Below are 19,231 nucleotides of genomic sequence, written 5' to 3' on the forward strand. Positions count from 1 at the left end.
AGGTTCAAAGAAAAGTGACACGTCCGGTCCAATGGAACGCGCAAATTGGAGGCGTCGAATGCGGCGGCCACGATTTGCGGCTTTCCTGTCGCTTGCGCTTTCCGCCATGGTTGGATGCCTGGTGGTTCTGGCAGGGCAAACTGCTGTTCCCCAGGTCACCCGCGCCACAGGGACGATCCTGCCAGTTGGCGCGTATCCACAAATCGAAACTATGCCCGGCGGCATTGTCCGGACTGTTCACGTCCGCGATGGTCAGTTGGTTGAAGCGGGGGATTTGCTGGTTGAACTGCATCACCCGGATCTGACGCGGGAAAGAGATGTTACGTCCGGGCAGCTTGCTGCGGTTCAGCGAGACTTGGCCACAGCGTCCGCTGTACTGGCGGTATTGGATCGCGAAGCTGTGCCTGACAAGGCGGAAATTGATGCGCTCAAGGGCAAGGGCCTGACTTCTGCGGCCGCAAGGCTGGACCTTTATGCTGAAAGCCAACGCATTCAGCTGGCCTCGATCAAACAGCAAGAAGGGACGTTGGATATTCTGATACGGGCCACGCAATTCGCGCAGGACCGCGTTCGAAAGAAAGAGGAGATTCTTGAGAGATACGCACAGTTGCGGACGCAGGGTCTAAAATCCCTGAGCGATTTCCTTGAGGAAGAGGATGAAGTGGACGCGGTTCGCGCGGCTGCATCGGACGCCCGGGTGCGCCTTGCCGAAGCCCAGAGCGCATTGATGCTGGCCCGCGCAGCCAAAGCAGAAGAAACCCTGGCTTTGCGAGATGAGGTGCTGACCCGATGGGCCGAACTTGAGCAAAAGCGCGTGGAGTTGGAGATATCGCTAGACGTCGTAAATTCCAAATTGTCTGCACTGCGTATTTCTGCCCCAGCACGTGGAACTATTCAGGCGGTAACATTTCCTAACCCAGGGGAAGTCATCGCGCCGGGCGAAGTGATTTTTGAGATTTTGCCAACCCGTCGCGCCTTGGTCGTAGAAGCACGTATCGCCAATTCCGAGGTCGGCCATGTTGCGGTGGATCAGCCGGTTTCAGTAAGCGTAGACACGTTTGATGCCAGGCGTTTCGGTAAGGTTGAAGGACGCCTGCAATCCATCTATCCTGTGCCTCTGACCGATGAACAAACCGGTGAAACCTATTTCAGGGCCTCGTTTCAATTGGCCGAAACCAAGGTTGGTACGGGCCCGTGGGAACGTCCACTTCAAGCTGGGATGACTGTTGTTGCGGAAATGACGACGGGCGAACAGACGCTGCTTTCCTACCTGTTGAAGCCGGTGCAGATGACAATGGAACGTGCATTCAGTGAGCGGTAGTTTGCAGCTGCAGAGCGTCAGCGCATTGTCAGCACCATGGACCCATTCCTGCTTGCCTAAGCGGTCAGTACAGCAAATTGAGCATCAGGAGTGAAACAACAAGAAACAGGATCGTCATGACCCCCCCTGAGCGCACAAAGTCCATGACTTTATACCCTGCAGGACCCATGATCAGGGCGTTTACCTGATGGGTCGGGATTATGAAGCTGTTCGATGTTGATATGGCAACCGTCAGGGCAAACACGGCCGGATTTCCGCCAGCTGCCACCGCAATGGAAACGGCCAATGGCACAAGCAGAACAGTGGCGCCGACATTGGACATCACCAACGAAAACGCCGTAGCCAGAACCGCAACGCCTGCCTGAAGGGACCAGATCGGCCAGCCGTCCAGAATGATCATGATCTGTTGTGCAATCCACGCAGCCGTGCCGGTATTCTGTACCGCCTGACCCAATGGAATAAGGCATGCGAGCAGAAAAACAGTATTCCATCCGACCGCACGGTAGGCTTCATCGACACTCAACACACGTGTCAGCATCATTCCCGCGGCTCCGGTTAATAGACAGAGCGAGAGCCGAATGTCGGTGAACAGGATCATCGACAAGGAAACGGCGAAAAACGCCAGCGCCCAACCGACCTTTTGCGGGCGCAGTTCGTCTTGCGGGAAGTCGGTGGTGACGACCACAAAATCGGGATCGCGCTTGATCCGCATCAAGTTGTCCCACCGTGTATGGGCCACTAGCATGTCGCCTGCGTGAAACTCCTCAAGCCCGATTTGAGTAGACTCGTGCGTTTCGGATTCAACATGGCTGAGCGTTTCCTCGCCGCGATGAATGGCAAGCAACGACATGCCATATGTTTTGCGGAACAATAGCTCGCGTGGGCATTTCCCAATCAGTTTGCTGTCGGGTGTTATGACAACTTCGGCGATGCCTGCATTGGTTGGTGCGAATTCTTCGACAAAGATGTCCAACGCCGGCAGCACGGTCAGCCCGTATTTCTGCGCAAACTCCTCTACGACCCAGCGTCGACCAATGATCGCCAACCGGCAAGGTGCAGCAATTTCGGCCGTCAGGACCTGAACCATCGAGGTTTTGCCGCGATAGAATGTCGAAATGATGTACAGGTGGTTTTCGTGGTTTATGTCGGCCAAAATCTGCCCGACCAAAGGGCTTTCGGCTGGAACGATTACTTCAAAAACATCGGCTTTCAGGCCGTAGACACGTTGCAGATACTCCTGCGTTCCCTGTCCGGTTCCGGTGTTTTCCGATCCCTCATCACCCGGTAAAACCCACCGACCCAGCAGCAGAAAGTAGGCAATGCCAGTCAGGATCAGAACAATCCCGATCGGCGTCACAGAAAACAGGCCGAACTGTTCCATTTTCTGACCGTCGGGCAGGCTATTGTTGGCTGACTGGATCAGATCGTTCAGCAATATAAGAGGCGAAGATCCGACCATCGTCATTGTTCCGCCAAGGATGGCGCAGAATCCCATGGGCATCAGCAAGCGCGACAACGGGATGCCCGATCGGGAAGATATTCGGCTGACGACCGGAAGAAACAGCGCAGCGGCCCCAACGTTCTGCATGAACGAGGAAATGACCCCAACAGTGCCCGAAATAATAGGTAGCACGCGTTTCTCGGACGTACCGCCATATTTCAGAATAACAGCGGCGACTTTGTTCATTATGCCGGTCTTGTCGAGGCCCGCGCCGACGATCATGACCGCGATAATGGAAATCACCGCATTGGATGCAAATCCATCAAACAGGTGCGGCACGTCAGCGAGCTTTTCGAGCCCGGGCGCGTAACTGAGAAGGCCGATAAGGACCAGAACAAGTATGGCAGAAAGGTCAATTCTGACGATTTCGGATACAAAGAGAAATACGGTGAAGGCAAGAAGGGCGCAAACAACACCCATCTCAAAGTTAAAAGCCACCTGTTCCACAAACGTCACCAGGAATTCGTTCTTACATTAAAAGAACATCTAACCCATCAACGCTGAATTGTCATGATGTTTCAAAACCACAAGCTTGGACGAAACAAAATTACCACCAGCGCCAAAGCGCCACGTTTCGAACCGGTGTAGGGGCCCCTTTGATTGCTTGTCGGGCTGGGGCCTACACGCCTCTCAAATCATCGTGGTCAACCACGCCCACGGTAAGGCGGCACACCCTGATCCGGGATCCAGACGCCTTCGGGCGTTGGGCCAGTTTGCCAGAACACGTCGATCGGAATGCCCCCGCGCGGATACCAGTACCCTCCGATACGCAGCCACCTTGGCTCCAGAAACTCCTGCAGCCGGCGGGCAATCGAGATGGTGCAATCTTCGTGAAAGGCGCCATGATTGCGGAACGAGCCCAGAAACAGTTTGAGTGCCTTGCTTTCCACCAACCACTGATCGGGCACGTAATCTATCACCAGATGGGCAAAATCCGGTTGGCCCGTCATTGGGCAAAGCGAGGTGAACTCGGGCGCGGTAAAGCGCACGTTGTAATCCACATCAGCCTGCGGGTTCTGCACGCGTTCCAGAACCGCCTCTTCCGGACTGGCTGGCATTTTGGTGTCTCCGCCCAACTGGGTGAGGTTACTGTAGATACTATCGGTCATGTTATCTCTCCTGCAGTCAGACGCCGCGTTTGTTGCCCCAGATCAGCACGTGTAGCTGGGGCAGAATGCGAGGCGCGAACCAACCGGCATTCAAAGTCTTGTTGATCAGCCATTCCATACGGCTGGTGGCATTGTTCAAATCAACCGGGCTGGCCGGATCGGCTTCCGGGTTACCGGGTTGAAGATACAGCGGAAGGTCCGGATACCGGTCGGCTACGCTGCGTGCCCAGTTAAAATCCGTGTCGTCAAAGATCACGATCTTGAGGACAGTTTGCGCGGGGCGCACGTCGAGGCAGGCGCCAAACGCCGTCCAATCCATATCCTCGCCGCTGCTGGGGGGTTTCGGACTGAGAACAAGCATAGCAAGGTCGGAAAACCACGGCTTTGCGATTGACCCTTGGGTTTCGCATACAAAGGCATAGCCTTCCGCTTTGCCCTGCCGGATCAGCGGGCCAAAATCCTGAATGGCGGGATTTCCGCCAGACAGAGACACGGTCAGTGGCCGCCCGCCTGACAAACGCTGAACCTCAGACCAGACGGCCTGCGTTTCCATTGCTGCCCAATCGTGGCGATAGGCGCTGTCGACAGCATGGAGGCTGTCGCACCAGCTGCACCGGAAATCGCACCCGCCCGAGCGTACAAATACCGTCGGCTGACCGATCAGCGCGCCTTCGCCCTGTACTGTGGGGCCGAAAATTTCTGATATTCTAAGGGTCATGGGCGATACTCGGCCCATGTCTTGGGCGTCTCGGACACTTTCACCGCAGCGGTTTCGGGCCAGCGGGCCGCGCACCAGTCAAAGAAGTGCCGCGCGAGGTTTTCGGCAGTCGACACGACGTTCAGCACATTGTTCAGGTGCCGGTGGTCAAATTCGTCGTCGATATAGGTCTTGAGCGATTTCAGCTCGTGGTAATCCCGCACGAACCCATCCGCGTTTAACTCGCGCCGGGCCAATTCGACCACGACGACATAGTTGTGTCCATGCATCCGGGCACACTGATGATCTTCGGGCAGGTGGGTCAGCTGGTGCGAGGCGGAAAAGTGGAATTCCTTGGTGATCCGGTACATCAGACCTGTGCCCCCGCGATGGCCGACTTCCAGAATTTGGCGTCTTCGTATTGCGTTGGGTCCGGTACAACGGCCAGATCAAACGCCTCGCGCCGTTCAACGCATGTTCCGCAACGGCCACAATGCAAATCGCCGCCCTTGTAGCAGGACCACGTCTGATCGAACGGGGTGTCCACGCGCGCGCCTTCGCGGACAATATCGGCTTTGCTTCGGTGCACGAATGGCACGTGCAGCGCCACATCCGCGTAGCCGTTCAACGCGGCGCGCTGCATAGTGTCAAACGCATCGGTGAATGCCGGGCGGCAATCGGGATAGATGAAATGGTCGCCGCCATGCACAGCAGCAGCCACCGCATCATCCCCCTGCGCTGCTGCCACACCATAAGCGATGGTCAGCATGATCGCATTGCGGTTGGGGACAACCGTGACCTTCATCGTTTCTTCCGCGTAATGCCCGTCAGGCACGTCGACATCGTCGGTCAAGGCCGAGCCTGTCAGCGACGCGCCGACAGAACGCAGGTCGATCACGTGATGAGGCACGCTCAGCCGCTCTGCGGAGAGGGCAGCGAAGGTCAGCTCTTTGGTGTGGCGCTGGCCATAGTCGAAAGACACAAGCCGTGACAGGTTTCCTTCCGCGGCCAGCACATGCGCAAGCGACACGGAATCCAGTCCGCCGGAGCAGACCAATGTAGTTTTCATGTTTTCAGTCCTTGTTTTGATAACCGGGTAGGCTGCGACCGGCGGGCGGGACGCTTACGGTCTTTTGCCAGTAAGCGCAATGCACGAATTGGTGGAATCGAACGGCCGTTGTGCCTCCTAAGGACCGGGGAAGCGCGGCGGCAAAAGCCCGGCCTGAAACCAACTGACCAATGTCACGATGGAAAAGACGGGCAATCCTGTGGCGCGCTGAATATCTGCCGCGTAAGGGCACATATTCGTGCATTCCAGAACAATTGCGCCGAGTTCAGGGTTTTGAGACTGCAACGCAAGCGCGGCATCAACGTTATCGGCACGGGCCTTATCAACATCCAGGGCAAGTTCGTTCCCAAGTATCGCGCGTGTGAATTCGCGCCCGCCTTCGGTGGATCCGATGGGTGTATCGTCCGGAACCTTAGCACAGCGCAGATGTTCACGGGTCAAAGTGGAGGCAGAGATGGTCAGAACCCCCGTGCGTTTTCCGGCCGGAATGATACCGTTCACCATCTCCACCTGCATCAAAGATGAGGTCACAACAGGAACCGGCACAGCCTCGGACAGCTCTTTCTGAAACAGGGACAGAAACCCGCAATTGGTGGTAATGCCATCCGCGCCGTCCTTGACCAGTTCTCGCGCGGCATCAATGAATGCGTCCAACATGCCCTCGGCCCGGTGTCGAACGACCAGGTCCGGCGAGGCATCCCGAACAATGCGATAGAGCACCGGAAAAGGCCATGTCAGCGCATTTCCCATATCACCGGGGATGCGTGGGAATTGGGCGTCTAGCATCAGAATACCCACCGACGCTCCGTAAATAGATTTGCCGCCTTGGGCGATCATCCGTGCGCCTCCTCGATTATTCGTGCCGAAATGTCTTCGGACCCTTCCATGTAGATGCTGGATATCCCGTGGCGCACGGCGTCCTGCACCTGATCCATTCGCTTGGAAATATGGGCACCCAGTACGCGCGCGGCCTCATCCGCGTCGCGATCCAGCAGGGCCTGCATGACCCGTTTATGTTCGTCTTTAGAGCGTTGAACCCGATCCAAGCTCATGGAAACCCAGCGGATATATCGGATGCGTTCGTTGATCCGGGTCAGGGTTTGCACCAGTTCGTTGTTGCCCGATAGCCTGGCAATGCCCAGATGAAAATCTTCGTCTCTGCTAACCGCTTCTTCGACGGTCAGGCCGGTGATGTCGATGCCGGTCGCGTAAAGCTCATCCCGAAGTGTTTGTAGATCTTTGTCAGACGCCTTCGCGCAAGCAATGCGCGCGGCGGCGGATTCGATGATCTGGCGCAACTCGAACAGATCAAACACGCTCTGCGGGTCCAGCGGGCGGCAGAAAAAGCCCAGGCCAGGGCGAAAGTCGAACAGGTGTTCGGCCACCAACCGGTTCAGGGCCTCGCGCAGGGGGGTTCGGCTGACGCCCAATTCCTTCGACAAAGCCACTTCGTTTAACCGATCACCAGGTCGAAGGTGAAACGAGACGGCCATCGCCTTTACCTGATCATAGATGTCATCAACGCGTGGACCTGCCATAAGTGCCGCCTTTTTCCGTTTGCTAAGGCGTGCCACAGGCTGCTCTTGAAATCAATATACAAATCTGTATACAGTTCTGTATGCAGGTCAAAATCAAAGGAAGCCAGCGATGACCGGGACGAACTATCTGACAGGTGCTGAGGCAATGGTGCGCATGCTGGAAGCACACGGCGTGAAACACATGTTCGGCCTGTGTGGGGATACAACGCTGCCCTTCTATGACGCGTTAGCGCGGATGGATCATGGTATTCAGCACATACTGACCCGGGATGAACGTCACGCGGCCTATATGGCGGATGGATACGCACGCGTCACTGGCAAGCCGGGCGTCTGCGAAGGCCCGTCCGGAGGCGGGGCGACCTACATACTGCCGGGGGTGATCGAGGCCAGCGAAAGCTCGGTTCCCATTCTGGCGATCACCTCTGACGTGGCGACGACCAGCCGCGGAAAATACCCGTTGACTGAGTTGGATCAGGCTGCGCTGTTCAAGCCGTTGGCAAAGTGGAATGCGTCTCTGGACGACGCCTCGCGTTTACCTGCGATGGTGCGGGCTGCGTTTCGGGCCATGACGACCGGAACGCCGGGCGCCACACATCTGGCGCTGCCCTTTGATACGCAGAAAGGTCCAGTGGACGAGGCTGAGGTTTGGGCGGATGCACGCCACCGCAGCTATCCCGCAGAACGGGCAGGACCGGACCTGGATGCCATTGAAGCGGCCGCGGATATCCTGGCCAAAGCCAAATCAGCAGTCATCGTTTGTGGCGGCGGGCCGGTTCTTTCCGGGGCCGAGGAGGCGTTGCGCCAAGTTGCAACCCTGTTGGATATCCCAGTTGCCACAACAGTTTCCGGTCAGGGTTCCATTGCCGAAACGGATCCGCTGGCCTTGGGCGTCGTCGGATCGAACGGTGGTGTTCCGGCCACGCGCGCCGTTGTGGATCAGGCAGATGTGGTCATGTTTGTCGGTTGCCGCGCTGGGTCGGTCACGACCGAACGCTGGCGCAGCCCCGGGCGGGATGCCACCATCATCCATATAGACAGCGACCCGATGGTGATCGGCGCAAATTATCAGACCGAAGTCGCCATTTGTGCCGATGCCCGTTTGGCGTTAGAGGCTTTGGCGGGGTCGCTTGAGACGCGGCACGATCTGCCAGGTTTTGGTGGAGCGGCCCAAGCCCGTGCCGCCTGGGAGGCCAAGTTGCAAGCGTTCGCACCGCTTGCGGCCAGTCGCGACACCCCGATCCGGCCCGAAGCCGTAATGGCGGCTCTTGCAGACATCCTGGACGATGATGCGATTGTTGTCGCTGATCCGGGCACCCCGTGCCCTTACTTCAGCGCCCATTACCGCTGGCGCAAACCGGGACGGCATTTTATCACCAATCGGGCACATGGCGCGTTGGGGTATTCGCTAGGTGCGGCCATGGGCGCCCATGTAGGTCGGCCATCGGTCAAGACATTGTCCGTTATGGGGGATGGATCGTTTGGCTTCACTTGCGGTGAGTTTGAAACGATGGTGCGGCACAAAATGCCGATTACCTCGATCGTATTCTCGAACTCAGTCTTTGGTTGGATCAAAGCGGGTCAGGATGCAGGCTTTGGGCAGCGTTACTACAACGTCGATTTCAATCGGACCGATCACGCCGCTGTTGCGGCGGCATTTGGGGTCAAATCCTGGACAGTGAAAGACCCGGATGATCTGCGCAGAGTTTTGAAGCAGGCCGTTGAGCATGATGGCCCGACGCTGGTCGACATCCACTCACAACAGCTTCACGAAGCTGCGGCACCGGTGTCGGAATGGGTGGCGTAAGACGCGATGGACGGGGTCAGTTGGGCCAGAAACTCCTGCGCAATCATTGATAAAGGGCGTCCTTTTGCGGTGATTATCGCAAGATCCAGCGTAACGGCTGGTGTGAAAGGGCGGGTTTGATATCCGCCCTCTTCATCGAATGTCACTGTGAACGGATCAATCATCGCCACGCCCATGCCCTGTTTGACAAAGCTCAGCAGGTTTTCCGACAAATGCGTGTGAATTCGCGTCTGCCAGGTACGCTCTGCAGTCAGAAAAATGTCGCGGGTCCTGCGATGGGTTTGGTGCTCGGGGCCCATGACGATGAACGGCTCATTCTCCAACAGCTCTGGTGTCAGAACGTCATGGGCCGCCAAATGGCTACCCTCAGGGAACGTAGCCATCGTTTCAAAATGGAAGACCTGATAGTTCAGCGTATCGTGGAGTATTGGCATCTCGACGATGCCGATCTCGAACAAGCCCGAGGTTACCCACTCCTGTATTTTCGAAGAATACTGGGACTGGAAGCTGACGGATAGATTGGGGCGTGACCTGGCAAAACGGGCAATCTCTCGCGGCATGAAACCGAACGACAACAAATGGGGCGCCGCGACCTGCAATTGCCCGGGATGCTTGTTCTGAAGATCCGACACGGCCTGCGCGACGTGATCCAGCCCGCGGACCACGGTATCGACCTCTCGATACAAAAGCTCGGCCTCTGGCGTCGGCAAAAGACGTCCTTTGTTGCGTTCGAACAAGGGCAACCGGGCCTCGCGTTCCAGCTGGGCCAACAGATTGCTGATGCCCGGTTGCGAGATTCCCAGAACCGACGCGGCCCCAGTTACGGTGCCTGTTTCCATGATGGCGTGAAACGCCTGCAACTGACGAAAGCGCAGAGACATAGCTTAACCTATCATTTCTTATGATGGACTTATGAAAACATAGTATTTGAAATGATATGTAGGTCAAGGCAGGCTTCCACCTACCGCTGGGGAGGACGAATGGTCGATCTATCACAAAAAATCATCGGCTACGACCTGTGGCACCTTGAACTGCCCGTCACATCCCGCCGGGACCACGGCATTGGATCTGTCGAAGGCGTGTGCGAGGTCGTTGTCCTTCGCCTGACGTCCGAGGATGGTAGCCACGGATATGGCGAAGCCTCGCCCTGGTCCGTATTCACCGGAACGCCAGAGGCGACATACGCCGCCCTGAATCGCTACCTCCGTCCGTTGGTGGTGGGGGCCAAGGTTGCCGACAGGGCTGCGATCATGGCGCAGGCTGCATATGCGGTGGCGCATTGCACCGAGGCCAAGGCGGCGTTGGAAGCAGCATTGCTTGACTTGACGGGTAGGATCAGCGCCGTTCCGGTCTGGGCCTTGTTGGGAGGGAAATGCCGCGACGCGATCCCGCTAAGCTGCTCTATCGCCAACCCCGATTTTGCGCAGGATATAGATCTTGTGGCCCGATTGGAGGACGACGGCGTGCGGATCGTCAAGTTGAAGACAGGGTTCAAGGACCATGCCTTTGATATCATGAGGCTCGAGCATCTGGCGCAACATTTTCCACAGTTCTCCGTGCGGGTGGATTACAATCAAGGCCTGTCAATTGAGGACGCTCCGGCGCAGGTGCGGGACGTGGCATCGTTCAATCCCGATTTCATCGAACAACCGGTACGCGCACATCACTACGGCATGATGGCGAAGCTGCGGCATATGACGGATGTGCCGCTACTCGCTGATGAAAGCGTCTTTGGCCCCGAGGACATGGAACGGGCTGCAAGCGAAGGGATCTGCGACGGTGTCTCGGTCAAAATCATGAAATCCGGAGGATTGACGCGCGGGCAAACGGTCGCTCGCATGGCCGCCGCACACGGCCTGAGTGCTTATGGCGGAGATATGTTCGAGGCAGGTCTGGCACATATGGCAGGCACTCACATGATCGCCGCCACACCGGAAGTCACGCTGGGCTGCGAGTTTTATCAGGCCTCTTATTTCTTGGCAGAAGACATTCTTGAGGAGCCTTTCGAGGTGAAAAGGGGCCAGGTCATAGTCCCTGACACACCGGGTCTTGGAGGGAAGCCAGACGAGGCAAAGCTGAACCACTATGCTGTTTCTAAAGCGGTGGCGGCATGAGCGAAAAAAAGACAATTGCCATCATCGGTGCCGGTATAGTTGGTGTCTCAACCGCCGTCTGGCTGCAACGTGACGGACATGATGTTATCTTGATCGACAAGGCCGGCCCCGGAGAGGGCACCTCGCATGGCAATGGCGGTGTGCTGGCTTCTTGCTCGATCATTCCGGTCACAGTGCCGGGGCTGCTTAAGAAAGCGCCAAGGATGCTGTTTGACCCGTCGCAACCTCTGTTCATGAAATGGGGCTATGTACCCAAGCTCTTGCCGTGGTTGACGCGCTATCTGAAACACGCAAACGCAGGTGACGTCGAACGTATCGCGGCCGCGCTAACCCCCATTGTCGGAGACAGCCTAAACGATCATCAGGCGCTGGCTCAGGGTACGGCGGCCGAGAAATGGATTATGCCATCCGACTACCTGTTCCTGTACGAAAACCGCCAGCATTTCGAAGGCGATGCCTTTGGTTGGGGTGTTCGGCGCAAGCACGGGTTCAAGTGGGAAGAACTAGAGGGTGCCGCGTTCCACGCCTACGACCCGATCTACAGCAAAGATATCGGGTTTGCTGCCAAGCTTTCTGATCACGGACACATCACCGATCCTGGGCGGTACGTGAAAGACCTCGCCGCACATGTCGAGGCCAACGGCGGCAGGGTCATCCGTGCTGCTGTTGAAGATGTCGTACACGATAACGGCAAGGTCACCGGCGTGCGGACCGCTGGTGAGACAATTGCTTGTGACACTGCCATTGTCACTGCGGGCGTCTGGTCCAGGCCTCTGGCCAGCAAATTGGGCGTTTCTGTTCCTCTGGAGACAGAACGTGGTTATCATCTTGAATTGGTGGAACCTTCCGCGATGCCAAAAAGTCCGGTTATGGTTGCTTCGGGCAAGTTCGTCGCCACGCCGATGGATGGCCGCATTCGGCTGGCCGGGATTGTCGAATTCGGCGGGCTGGACGCGCCGCCTTCAAGGGCGCCGTTCGAACTGATGCGCAAGAATGCCCGGGCGGCCTTTCCGGGCGTGACATGGAAGGACGAAGTAGAATGGATGGGGCACCGGCCCGCACCGGCGGACTCGATCCCGATCATCGGCGAAGTGCCGGGAATTGACGGAGCATTTATGGGGTTTGGCCACCATCATATCGGTCTGACAGGCGGGCCAAAAACAGGACGTCTGCTCGCGCAGATGATCGCGGGCAGGACCCCAAACGCAGACATGAGCGTCTATGCGCCGTCTCGCTACGCGACTTAAGAAATGTCCGGTAACACAAGCCGGCAAACAAAATTAAACAGGGAGAAAAAGATGAAGAAATTGACAAGCCTTCTGGCGGCAACCGCTTTGACAGCCGCAGCAACCGCACCGGCGATGGCCGAGAAATGGGATATGCCCATGGCGTATTCGGCGTCGAACTTCCACTCGGCCACGGGTGCGGAATTTGCCAAATGCGTGACCACAGGCACTGGGGGCGAGATTGAAATCGTTACTCATCCGTCCGGGTCGCTGTTCAAAGGCGCCGACATCAAACGTGCCATTCAAACCGGGCAAGCCCCAATTGGTGAGCGCCTGCTGTCCGGTCACCAAAACGAAAACGCACTTTTCGGGTTCGACTCGATCCCGTTTCTGGCAACGTCGTTCGATGACAGCGCCAAGCTATGGGAGGCTGCAAGACCCTCGATTGAAAATCTGCTGGCTGAACAGAATTTGACGTTGCTTTATGCCGTGCCGTGGCCGCCGCAAGGGCTGTACTTTAAAGACGAGGTGAACTCTGTCGCCGACATGGAAGGCATCAAATTCCGGTCCTATAACAATGCCACGTCGCGTTTGGCGGAACTGACCGGCATGTTGCCTGTGACAATCGAGGCTGCAGAAATCAGCCAGGCTTTTGCCACTGGTGTCGCGGACTCGATGGTGTCGTCGGGGTCGACCGGATATGACCGCAAAGTCTGGGAAAGTCTAAATTATTTCTACGAAGTGGACGCGTGGCTGCCGCGCAACTACGTCATGGTCAACTCAGACATCTGGGCTGGCGTTTCTGATGCCAACAAGAACGTCATCAAGGGCTGTGCAGAGCTTGCCGAATATGCCGGCAATTGGCGCGCCAAGGAATACACCGGCTTTACCCTGCAAGGTCTGCGTGATGGAGGCATGACAGTCGGTCCGGCGTCCGAGCAGATGACCAACGAGTTGAAAGAGATCGGTGTCACTATGACCAATGAGTGGCTTGAGGCCGCAGGTGACGAGGGCAAGGCCATCGTCGATGCGTTCAATTCGTCTCAGTAATTGGCCAGAGATGGGCGGCGGATCAACCTGCCGCCCGTTTCCGTAGAATAACTAATAGTGGGGACAGCATGGCGGCACTACGAGGGCTAAGGTCCGTATTGGATTTCATTTATCAGGCGGCGGGGGTTCTGGCAGCGCTTAGCCTGATCGCCATTTTGCTGCTGATCGTTGTGCAAATGCTGGCCCGCTGGACCGGTGAGGTTTTTCCCGGCGCCCCTGATTACGCCGGCTATGCCATGGCCGCCGCGTCCTTTCTGGCATTTGCCAATGCGCTGAACCGAGGCAGCCACATTCGTGTGTCGATCCTGCTCAATGCGGTTCCCGATCGGGTTCGCCGCATCCTTGAAATATGGTGTTTTTCCGTGGGTGCCGCGGTGATGTGGTACTTTTGCTGGTATGCCTATCGTTTTGTCTATTGGAGCTGGAAGTTCAACGATATCAGCCAGGGTCAGGACAAGACTGCGCTGTGGATTCCGCAGTCTGCGATGCTGATCGGCGGGGTCATTCTTGCAATCGCCCTGACCGATCATCTGGTCCACGTCCTCTTCCGTGGCAATCACCGTATCGTCCGCGATCTAGCCGATCAGAGCCACGGGGAATAAGCGCATGGAAAACCTGTCTGTCATCATCCTCTTCCTCTTTGTTCTTTTCACCCTGCTGGGCACCGGCGTCTGGGTCGGTCTGGCGCTTATGGGCGTTGCTTGGGTCGGGATGGAACTGTTCACGACACGTCCCGTAGGCGACGTGATGATCACCACCATCTGGTCGGCGTCCTCGTCCTGGACCCTGACAGCTCTGCCGATGTTCATCTGGATGGGCGAAATCCTGTATCGAACGCGATTATCCGAGGACATGTTCAAAGGACTGTCGCCGTGGATGGCACCTTTGCCCGGTGGATTGGTGCACACTAATATCGTGGGATGCACAGTCTTTGCCGCAGTATCCGGATCGTCGGCGGCGACACTGACGACCGTGGGCAAGATGTCGATCCCTGAACTGAGAAAACGCAACTACCCCGAGCGAATGATCATCGGCACATTGACCGGCGCGGCGACACTGGGTCTGATGATCCCACCATCGCTGACGCTGATCGTGTATGGCGTGACGATCAATGAATCGATCACCAAACTGTTCTTTGCGGGCATCTTGCCTGGATTGGTGCTGGCGACGATGTTCATGGGATACGTCGCAATTTATTCGAAATTCGGGAAAGACTGGAACCCAAACAGTGAGAGCAAACTGAGCTTTTCTGAGAAGCTCAAGAACTCACGCTTCTTGTTGCCGGTAATCCTTCTGATCATGGTGGTGATCGGGTCGATGTATCTGGGCTATGCCACCGCGACCGAAGCCGCCGCCTTTGGCGTGATCGGTGGTCTGTTGCTGGCCGCAGGGCAGGGGTCGCTGACCTGGAAGACGTTTACCGAAAGCCTGATGGGCGCCACCCGGACCAGTGCGATGATCGCTCTGATCCTGGCAGGGGCCGCGTTCCTGTCTTTGTCCATGGGATTTACGGGCCTGCCGCGCGGTCTGGCTGACCTGATCGCCGGGTGGGAGCTGACGCGGTTTGAGCTTTTGATGGTCCTGCTGGTCTTCTACATCATTCTGGGGTGTTTCCTTGACGGTATCTCATCAGTCGTTCTGACCATGGCCGTGGTGGAACCGATGATCCGGGATGCAGGTATCGACCTCATTTGGTTCGGTATCTTTATCGTGGTTGTCGTTGAAATGGCGCAGATCACGCCGCCGATAGGCTTCAACCTGTTTGTGATGCAAGGCATGACGAACCATGAGATGAGCTATATCGCCCGCGCGGCAATTCCGATGTTTCTGATCATGGTGGTGATGGTCTTCGTCCTGATCTGGTTCCCGGAACTGGCCACATGGCTGCCGGAAAACCTTAGGCAAAGCCCGGGCGGGTAGGGGGCATTGAACCCACTTCATCTGGCGGCGCGTAACGGTCCTTATGTTCTTGTCGCAGGGCTGGCCGCCGGATTGCTGCTGCCCGCGCTGGCCGAGCCGATGCAGGCGGTCTTGCCGCCGCTTGTCGCACTGCTGCTGTTTCTGACGGTCCTTAGAATTGAGCCTTCTTTGTTGTTGGGGTCATTGGTCGATTTGCGCCAGGTGGCAAGTACAGTGATCGCGTTCCAGCTGGTTTTGCCGCTACTAGTTGTGACTATTGGCATAATCGGTGGGTGGACCGGCACGCCGGTCTTTCTGTCGCTGCTGATCATGGCCGCGGCTCCGTCCATCTCGGGAAGTGCCAATATGTGCCTGATGATGGGACATCCGGCGGAGCACGCCATGCGCCTGATGGTGATCGGGACCGCCGTATTGCCGTTGACCGTGTTTCCCATCTTCGTTCTGATACCCGAGTTGGGAGACTTTCAATCCGTTCTGATCGCCGTCTTGCGCCTGTTTTTGACAATTGCGGGGGCGACTGTTGCAGCCGTGTTGTTGCGCCTCGCGTTTCTGAGAAACCCGTCACAAACTACCCTCAAAAATCTTGAAGGGTTGGCAACGATCACCCTCGCTGTCTTTGTGATCGGCTTGATGCCGTCCGTGACCGCGACTGCGCTTGTTGATCCCGGGCTTGCGGCCTTTTGGGTGGGGTTCGCATGCCTGGCCAATTTCGGCGCGCAATTGGTGATGTTTTTTCTGACACGCAACCGAGTGGCTGCCGAAAAAGCCACCGCTTTGTCAATTATCGCCGGAAACCGGAATGTCGCGATTTTCCTGATTGCGTTGCCACCCGAGGTAACGGCGCCACTTTTGGTGTTCATCGGGGCCTATCAGATCCCGATGTACCTGACCCCCATTGTAATGCGCCGTTTTTTCCAAGCTTCGGGCAGGTTGGGGTAAAGCGGGCGCGGCAACATTCGCCGCGCCCCCTATTGTACTAGAAATGCACAGAACGGGCAGTACCGGGAACTTCCATCGATGGTGCAAATTTGGTCAGGTCGATGCCTTCGACCGCAACCTTATATTCCTCCAGTGTCGGCGTACGACCCAGAATGGCTGACAGAACAACAACCGGGGTTGAACCCAGAAGGGATTCACCCTTCTTTGTCTCACTGTCCGCTACAACACGGCCTTGGAACAGACGGGTGGACGTTGCCAATACGGTATCACCTTTGGCAGCTTTTTCCTGGTTGCCCATGCAAAGGTTACAGCCTGGGCGCTCAAGATAGAGGATATTCTCGTACTCGGTCCGTGCGGTTTGCTTGGGGAACAGGTCATCGAATTCAAAGCCTGAATACTTCTGCAGAATTGCCCAATCACCTTCTTCTTTCAGCTCATCAACGATGTTGTACGTCGGTGCAGCAACAACAAGCGGGGCCTTGAACTCGACTTTGCCATACTCGTCTTCGAGATTGCGCAACATCTGGGCCACGATCTTGATGTCGCCCTTGTGCACCATGCAGGAGCCCACAAAGCCCAGATCAACCTTCTTTTCGGCCGCATAATATGAGATCGGGCGGATCGTGTCGTGAGTATAGCGCTTAGACACGTCGGCATTGTTCACATCGGGGTCGGCGATCATCGGTTCGACGATCTGATCCAGATCCACAACGACTTCGGCAAAGTACTTGGCGTTGTCATCAGGGCGCAGGGCCGGTTTTTCACCCGAGCGAATTTCGGCGATACGTTTGTCGGCGATGTCGATCAGGCCCTGCAGCATTTGAACATCGTTGTCCATGCCCTTCTCGATCATGATCTTGATCCGCGACTTGGCGATTTCCAGCGATTCAATCAGCGTATCGTCGTTCGAGATACAGATCGACGCCTTGGCCTTCATCTCGGCCGTCCAGTCGGTGAAGGTAAAGGCCTGATCCGCCAGCAGCGTACCGATATGCACTTCGATGATGCGACCCTGGAATACGTTGTCGCCGTGTTGCGCCAGCATCTGCGCCTGCGTCGCGTGCACCACGTCGCGGAAATCCATGTGCGGTGCCATTTCGCCCTTGAACGTCACCTTGACGGATTCCGGGATAGGCATTGTCGCCTCACCCGTGGCCAGCGCTAGCGCAACCGTGCCCGAGTCCGCACCAAAGGCCACGCCTTTGGACATCCGCGTATGGCTGTCGCCGCCGATGATGATGGCCCAGTCATCCACGGTGATGTCGTTGAGCACCTTGTGAATGACGTCCGTCATCGCGTGGTACACGTCCTTGGGATCACGCGCAGTAATCAGGCCGAATTTGTGCATGAACGCCATCAGGCGCGGCGTGTTGGCTTGCGCCTTGAGGTCCCAGACCGAAGCTGTGTGACAGCCGGACTGATAGGCACCATCGACACTGGGTGACAGGACGGTGGCAGCCATAGCCTCAAGCTCCTGGCTGGTCATCAGACCGGTGGTGTCCTGAGAGCCCACGATATTGACTTTGGCGCGCACGTCAGAGCCGGCATGTAACACTTTGCCCGGGGTCGCTCCGCGCGCATTTGCATTAAAGATCTTTTCGACAGCCGTTAGCCCCTGACCTTCATGGCTGACTTCCTTCGCAGGGGCGAAGGCCGACTTCAGTTCGATGCCCAGCGTCTCACACGCAAATGTCTGCAGTTTCTTGCCAAAGACGATGGCATAAGAGCCGCCAGCTTTCATGAACTCCATCTTTTGCGGGGTGAATGAGCCGGCCATGTCGACCAGTTCTTTACTGCCATCCGCGCTATAGAGCTTTTTCTCTTTCGTGTTGATGGTCAGCACGGTGCCGGTCTCAACCGAATAGCGCTGTTCAAGGATTGGGTTGCCGTCGTTGTTGAGGATCGACTGGCCATCCTCGTCCACTTTCTTGACCCAGTTCTTCAGGTCGACACCGATACCACCGGTAACGCCCACGGTTGTCAAAAAGATGGGCGAAATGCCGTTTGTGCCGGCCACGACAGGTGCAAAATTGACGAAAGGTACGTACGGGCTGGCTTGCTTGCCGGTCCAAAGCGCCACGTTGTTGACCCCCGACATCCGCGACGAACCAACGCCCATAGTGCCTTTTTCCGCAACCAGCATCACGCGCTTGTCGGGGTGCTGCAACTTCAACGCTTCAATCTCTTTTTGTGCGGCCTCGGAAATCAGGCATTTGCCATGCAGCTCGCGGTCGGAACGCGAATGCGCCTGATTGCCTGGCGACAGAAGGTCAGTGGAGATGTCACCCTCGGCTGCAATATATGTGACAACTTGGATTTCTTCGTCCACGTCGGGCAGCTTGGTGAAAAATTCGGCTTTGGAGTAGCTCTCAAGGAGATCCGCAGCGATCTTGTTGCCCGCCTCATAAGCGGCTTTCAGGCGGTCTGTGTCAGCCTCGTACAGGAATACCTGAGTTTTCAGAACCTCACCCGCCTGAACCGCTGCGTCCTGCTTGTCGCCCAATGCAACATCCAAAAGCACGTCAACCGACGGTCCGCCCTTCATGTGGGACAGAAGTTCGAACGCGAATTCTGGCGAGATTTCCTCAACAGTTACCTCGCCGACGATGATGGACTTCAGGAACGTTGCCTTCGCACCCGCAGCACTGGTTGTGCCGGGCAACGTGTTGTAAATCAGGTGGTGCAGCGAATCTGCGCGATGCGGATGACCAGTATCCTTGATTTGTTCGATGATTTCCTCGACCAGCGCACCATCGTCGATGGGTTTCGGGCTAAGCCCTTGTTCTTTGCGCGTTTCAATTTCATCCAAGTAGTCTGAATACTGGCTCATGGCTGTTTCCGCTTTGTGTGAATCTGCTGCTGTTGAGAGGCGTGGGGCAACCCGCTCGATCATATTTGTATGCACCGGTATACAATTGCCGCCCAGGTTTCAAGGTACCGCTT

Annotated in this window: 17 protein-coding genes; 8 read left to right on the forward strand and 9 right to left on the reverse strand. The window is 56.7% G+C overall.

The window, feature by feature from the left end:
• The first annotated feature begins 58 nt into the window (after positions 1-58).
• Positions 59-1,321 carry an HlyD family type I secretion periplasmic adaptor subunit gene (locus AC2FLJ_RS13700; RefSeq protein ID WP_496706289.1) on the forward strand — a complete coding sequence of 421 codons (1,263 nt, stop codon included), beginning with the start codon at positions 59-61 and terminating at the stop codon, positions 1,319-1,321.
• Positions 1,322-1,385: 64 nt separating this feature from the next.
• On the opposite strand, the gene AC2FLJ_RS13705 is transcribed toward AC2FLJ_RS13700, so the two are convergent.
• The 7 genes from AC2FLJ_RS13705 to AC2FLJ_RS13735 form a co-directional block, all read right to left on the reverse strand.
• The gene (locus AC2FLJ_RS13705; protein ID WP_496706322.1) at positions 1,386-3,242 is read right to left on the reverse strand and encodes an SLC13 family permease; all 1,857 of its coding nucleotides are present in this window, start codon (positions 3,240-3,242) and stop codon (positions 1,386-1,388) included.
• A gap of 224 nt (positions 3,243-3,466) precedes the next feature.
• The gene (gene queF, locus AC2FLJ_RS13710; protein ID WP_108859684.1) at positions 3,467-3,931 is read right to left on the reverse strand and encodes a preQ(1) synthase; all 465 of its coding nucleotides are present in this window, start codon (positions 3,929-3,931) and stop codon (positions 3,467-3,469) included.
• Positions 3,932-3,947: 16 nt separating this feature from the next.
• Positions 3,948-4,649, reverse strand: coding sequence for a 7-carboxy-7-deazaguanine synthase QueE (queE, locus tag AC2FLJ_RS13715; protein WP_282119398.1), 702 nt, complete (start codon positions 4,647-4,649; stop codon positions 3,948-3,950).
• On the reverse strand, positions 4,646-4,999 hold the full coding sequence (gene queD / locus AC2FLJ_RS13720; protein ID WP_108859686.1) for a 6-carboxytetrahydropterin synthase QueD: 354 nt from the start codon (positions 4,997-4,999) through the stop codon (positions 4,646-4,648). Before queD ends, queE begins: the two co-directional genes overlap by 4 nt.
• Positions 4,999-5,697 carry a 7-cyano-7-deazaguanine synthase QueC gene (gene queC, locus AC2FLJ_RS13725; RefSeq protein ID WP_496706292.1) on the reverse strand — a complete coding sequence of 233 codons (699 nt, stop codon included), beginning with the start codon at positions 5,695-5,697 and terminating at the stop codon, positions 4,999-5,001. Before queC ends, queD begins: the two co-directional genes overlap by 1 nt.
• A 117-nt stretch (positions 5,698-5,814) precedes the next feature.
• Positions 5,815-6,534 (reverse strand): aspartate/glutamate racemase family protein, encoded by a 720-nt coding sequence (locus AC2FLJ_RS13730; RefSeq protein WP_496706294.1) that lies wholly within the window; start codon positions 6,532-6,534, stop codon positions 5,815-5,817.
• A complete protein-coding gene (locus AC2FLJ_RS13735; RefSeq protein WP_496697876.1) occupies positions 6,531-7,235 on the reverse strand; it encodes a GntR family transcriptional regulator in 705 nt (234 codons plus the stop codon). The genes AC2FLJ_RS13730 and AC2FLJ_RS13735 overlap by 4 nt, the downstream gene beginning before the upstream one ends.
• A 109-nt stretch (positions 7,236-7,344) precedes the next feature.
• Here AC2FLJ_RS13735 and AC2FLJ_RS13740 point away from each other — a divergent pair, with 109 nt between their 5' ends.
• Positions 7,345-9,039: a thiamine pyrophosphate-binding protein gene (locus AC2FLJ_RS13740; protein WP_496706296.1), complete on the forward strand. Its 1,695-nt coding sequence runs from the start codon at positions 7,345-7,347 to the stop codon at positions 9,037-9,039.
• On the opposite strand, the gene AC2FLJ_RS13745 is transcribed toward AC2FLJ_RS13740, so the two are convergent.
• Positions 9,000-9,920, reverse strand: coding sequence for a LysR family transcriptional regulator (locus AC2FLJ_RS13745; protein ID WP_496706298.1), 921 nt, complete (start codon positions 9,918-9,920; stop codon positions 9,000-9,002). The two genes, AC2FLJ_RS13740 and AC2FLJ_RS13745, sit on opposite strands and share 40 nt — an antisense overlap.
• 99 nt (positions 9,921-10,019) lie before the next feature.
• Here AC2FLJ_RS13745 and AC2FLJ_RS13750 point away from each other — a divergent pair, with 99 nt between their 5' ends.
• The 6 genes from AC2FLJ_RS13750 to AC2FLJ_RS13775 all read left to right on the forward strand — a co-directional run bounded on the left by AC2FLJ_RS13750 (position 10,020) and on the right by AC2FLJ_RS13775 (position 16,288).
• Positions 10,020-11,153 (forward strand): enolase C-terminal domain-like protein, encoded by a 1,134-nt coding sequence (locus AC2FLJ_RS13750; RefSeq protein ID WP_496697870.1) that lies wholly within the window; start codon positions 10,020-10,022, stop codon positions 11,151-11,153.
• Positions 11,150-12,400 (forward strand): NAD(P)/FAD-dependent oxidoreductase, encoded by a 1,251-nt coding sequence (locus tag AC2FLJ_RS13755; protein WP_496697868.1) that lies wholly within the window; start codon positions 11,150-11,152, stop codon positions 12,398-12,400. Before AC2FLJ_RS13750 ends, AC2FLJ_RS13755 begins: the two co-directional genes overlap by 4 nt.
• Before the next feature lie 51 nt (positions 12,401-12,451).
• Entirely contained in the window at positions 12,452-13,429 is a 978-nt protein-coding gene (locus AC2FLJ_RS13760) for a TRAP transporter substrate-binding protein (RefSeq protein ID WP_496697866.1), read from the forward strand.
• A 68-nt stretch (positions 13,430-13,497) separates the two neighbouring features.
• Positions 13,498-14,031, forward strand: coding sequence for a TRAP transporter small permease (locus tag AC2FLJ_RS13765; protein ID WP_058272118.1), 534 nt, complete (start codon positions 13,498-13,500; stop codon positions 14,029-14,031).
• Positions 14,032-14,035: 4 nt separating this feature from the next.
• Positions 14,036-15,349 (forward strand): TRAP transporter large permease, encoded by a 1,314-nt coding sequence (locus tag AC2FLJ_RS13770; RefSeq protein ID WP_058272117.1) that lies wholly within the window; start codon positions 14,036-14,038, stop codon positions 15,347-15,349.
• 6 nt (positions 15,350-15,355) lie between these two features.
• The gene (locus AC2FLJ_RS13775; RefSeq protein WP_496706301.1) at positions 15,356-16,288 is read left to right on the forward strand and encodes a hypothetical protein; all 933 of its coding nucleotides are present in this window, start codon (positions 15,356-15,358) and stop codon (positions 16,286-16,288) included.
• Between the two features lie 37 nt (positions 16,289-16,325).
• Here AC2FLJ_RS13775 and AC2FLJ_RS13780 read toward each other — a convergent pair whose 3' ends face one another.
• Positions 16,326-19,118, reverse strand: a complete 2,793-nt coding sequence (locus tag AC2FLJ_RS13780; RefSeq protein ID WP_496706303.1) for a bifunctional aconitate hydratase 2/2-methylisocitrate dehydratase — start codon at positions 19,116-19,118, stop codon at positions 16,326-16,328.
• Positions 19,119-19,231: the final 113 nt, after the last annotated feature.

The organism is Ruegeria sp. CDSA034, from assembly GCF_059612275.1.

Excerpts from the sequence above, each read along its gene's own strand:
- AC2FLJ_RS13700 (WP_496706289.1), top strand. The coding sequence starts at position 59 with ATGCGGCGGCCACGATTTGCGGCTTTCCTGTCGCTTGCGCTTTCCGCC.
- AC2FLJ_RS13705 (WP_496706322.1), bottom strand. The coding sequence starts at position 3,242 with ATGGGTGTTGTTTGCGCCCTTCTTGCCTTCACCGTATTTCTCTTTGTA.
- queF (WP_108859684.1), bottom strand. The coding sequence starts at position 3,931 with ATGACCGATAGTATCTACAGTAACCTCACCCAGTTGGGCGGAGACACC.
- queE (WP_282119398.1), bottom strand. The coding sequence starts at position 4,649 with ATGACCCTTAGAATATCAGAAATTTTCGGCCCCACAGTACAGGGCGAA.
- queD (WP_108859686.1), bottom strand. The coding sequence starts at position 4,999 with ATGTACCGGATCACCAAGGAATTCCACTTTTCCGCCTCGCACCAGCTG.
- queC (WP_496706292.1), bottom strand. The coding sequence starts at position 5,697 with ATGAAAACTACATTGGTCTGCTCCGGCGGACTGGATTCCGTGTCGCTT.
- AC2FLJ_RS13730 (WP_496706294.1), bottom strand. The coding sequence starts at position 6,534 with ATGATCGCCCAAGGCGGCAAATCTATTTACGGAGCGTCGGTGGGTATT.
- AC2FLJ_RS13735 (WP_496697876.1), bottom strand. The coding sequence starts at position 7,235 with ATGGCAGGTCCACGCGTTGATGACATCTATGATCAGGTAAAGGCGATG.
- AC2FLJ_RS13740 (WP_496706296.1), top strand. The coding sequence starts at position 7,345 with ATGACCGGGACGAACTATCTGACAGGTGCTGAGGCAATGGTGCGCATG.
- AC2FLJ_RS13745 (WP_496706298.1), bottom strand. The coding sequence starts at position 9,920 with ATGTCTCTGCGCTTTCGTCAGTTGCAGGCGTTTCACGCCATCATGGAA.
- AC2FLJ_RS13750 (WP_496697870.1), top strand. The coding sequence starts at position 10,020 with ATGGTCGATCTATCACAAAAAATCATCGGCTACGACCTGTGGCACCTT.
- AC2FLJ_RS13755 (WP_496697868.1), top strand. The coding sequence starts at position 11,150 with ATGAGCGAAAAAAAGACAATTGCCATCATCGGTGCCGGTATAGTTGGT.
- AC2FLJ_RS13760 (WP_496697866.1), top strand. The coding sequence starts at position 12,452 with ATGAAGAAATTGACAAGCCTTCTGGCGGCAACCGCTTTGACAGCCGCA.
- AC2FLJ_RS13765 (WP_058272118.1), top strand. The coding sequence starts at position 13,498 with ATGGCGGCACTACGAGGGCTAAGGTCCGTATTGGATTTCATTTATCAG.
- AC2FLJ_RS13770 (WP_058272117.1), top strand. The coding sequence starts at position 14,036 with ATGGAAAACCTGTCTGTCATCATCCTCTTCCTCTTTGTTCTTTTCACC.
- AC2FLJ_RS13780 (WP_496706303.1), bottom strand. The coding sequence starts at position 19,118 with ATGAGCCAGTATTCAGACTACTTGGATGAAATTGAAACGCGCAAAGAA.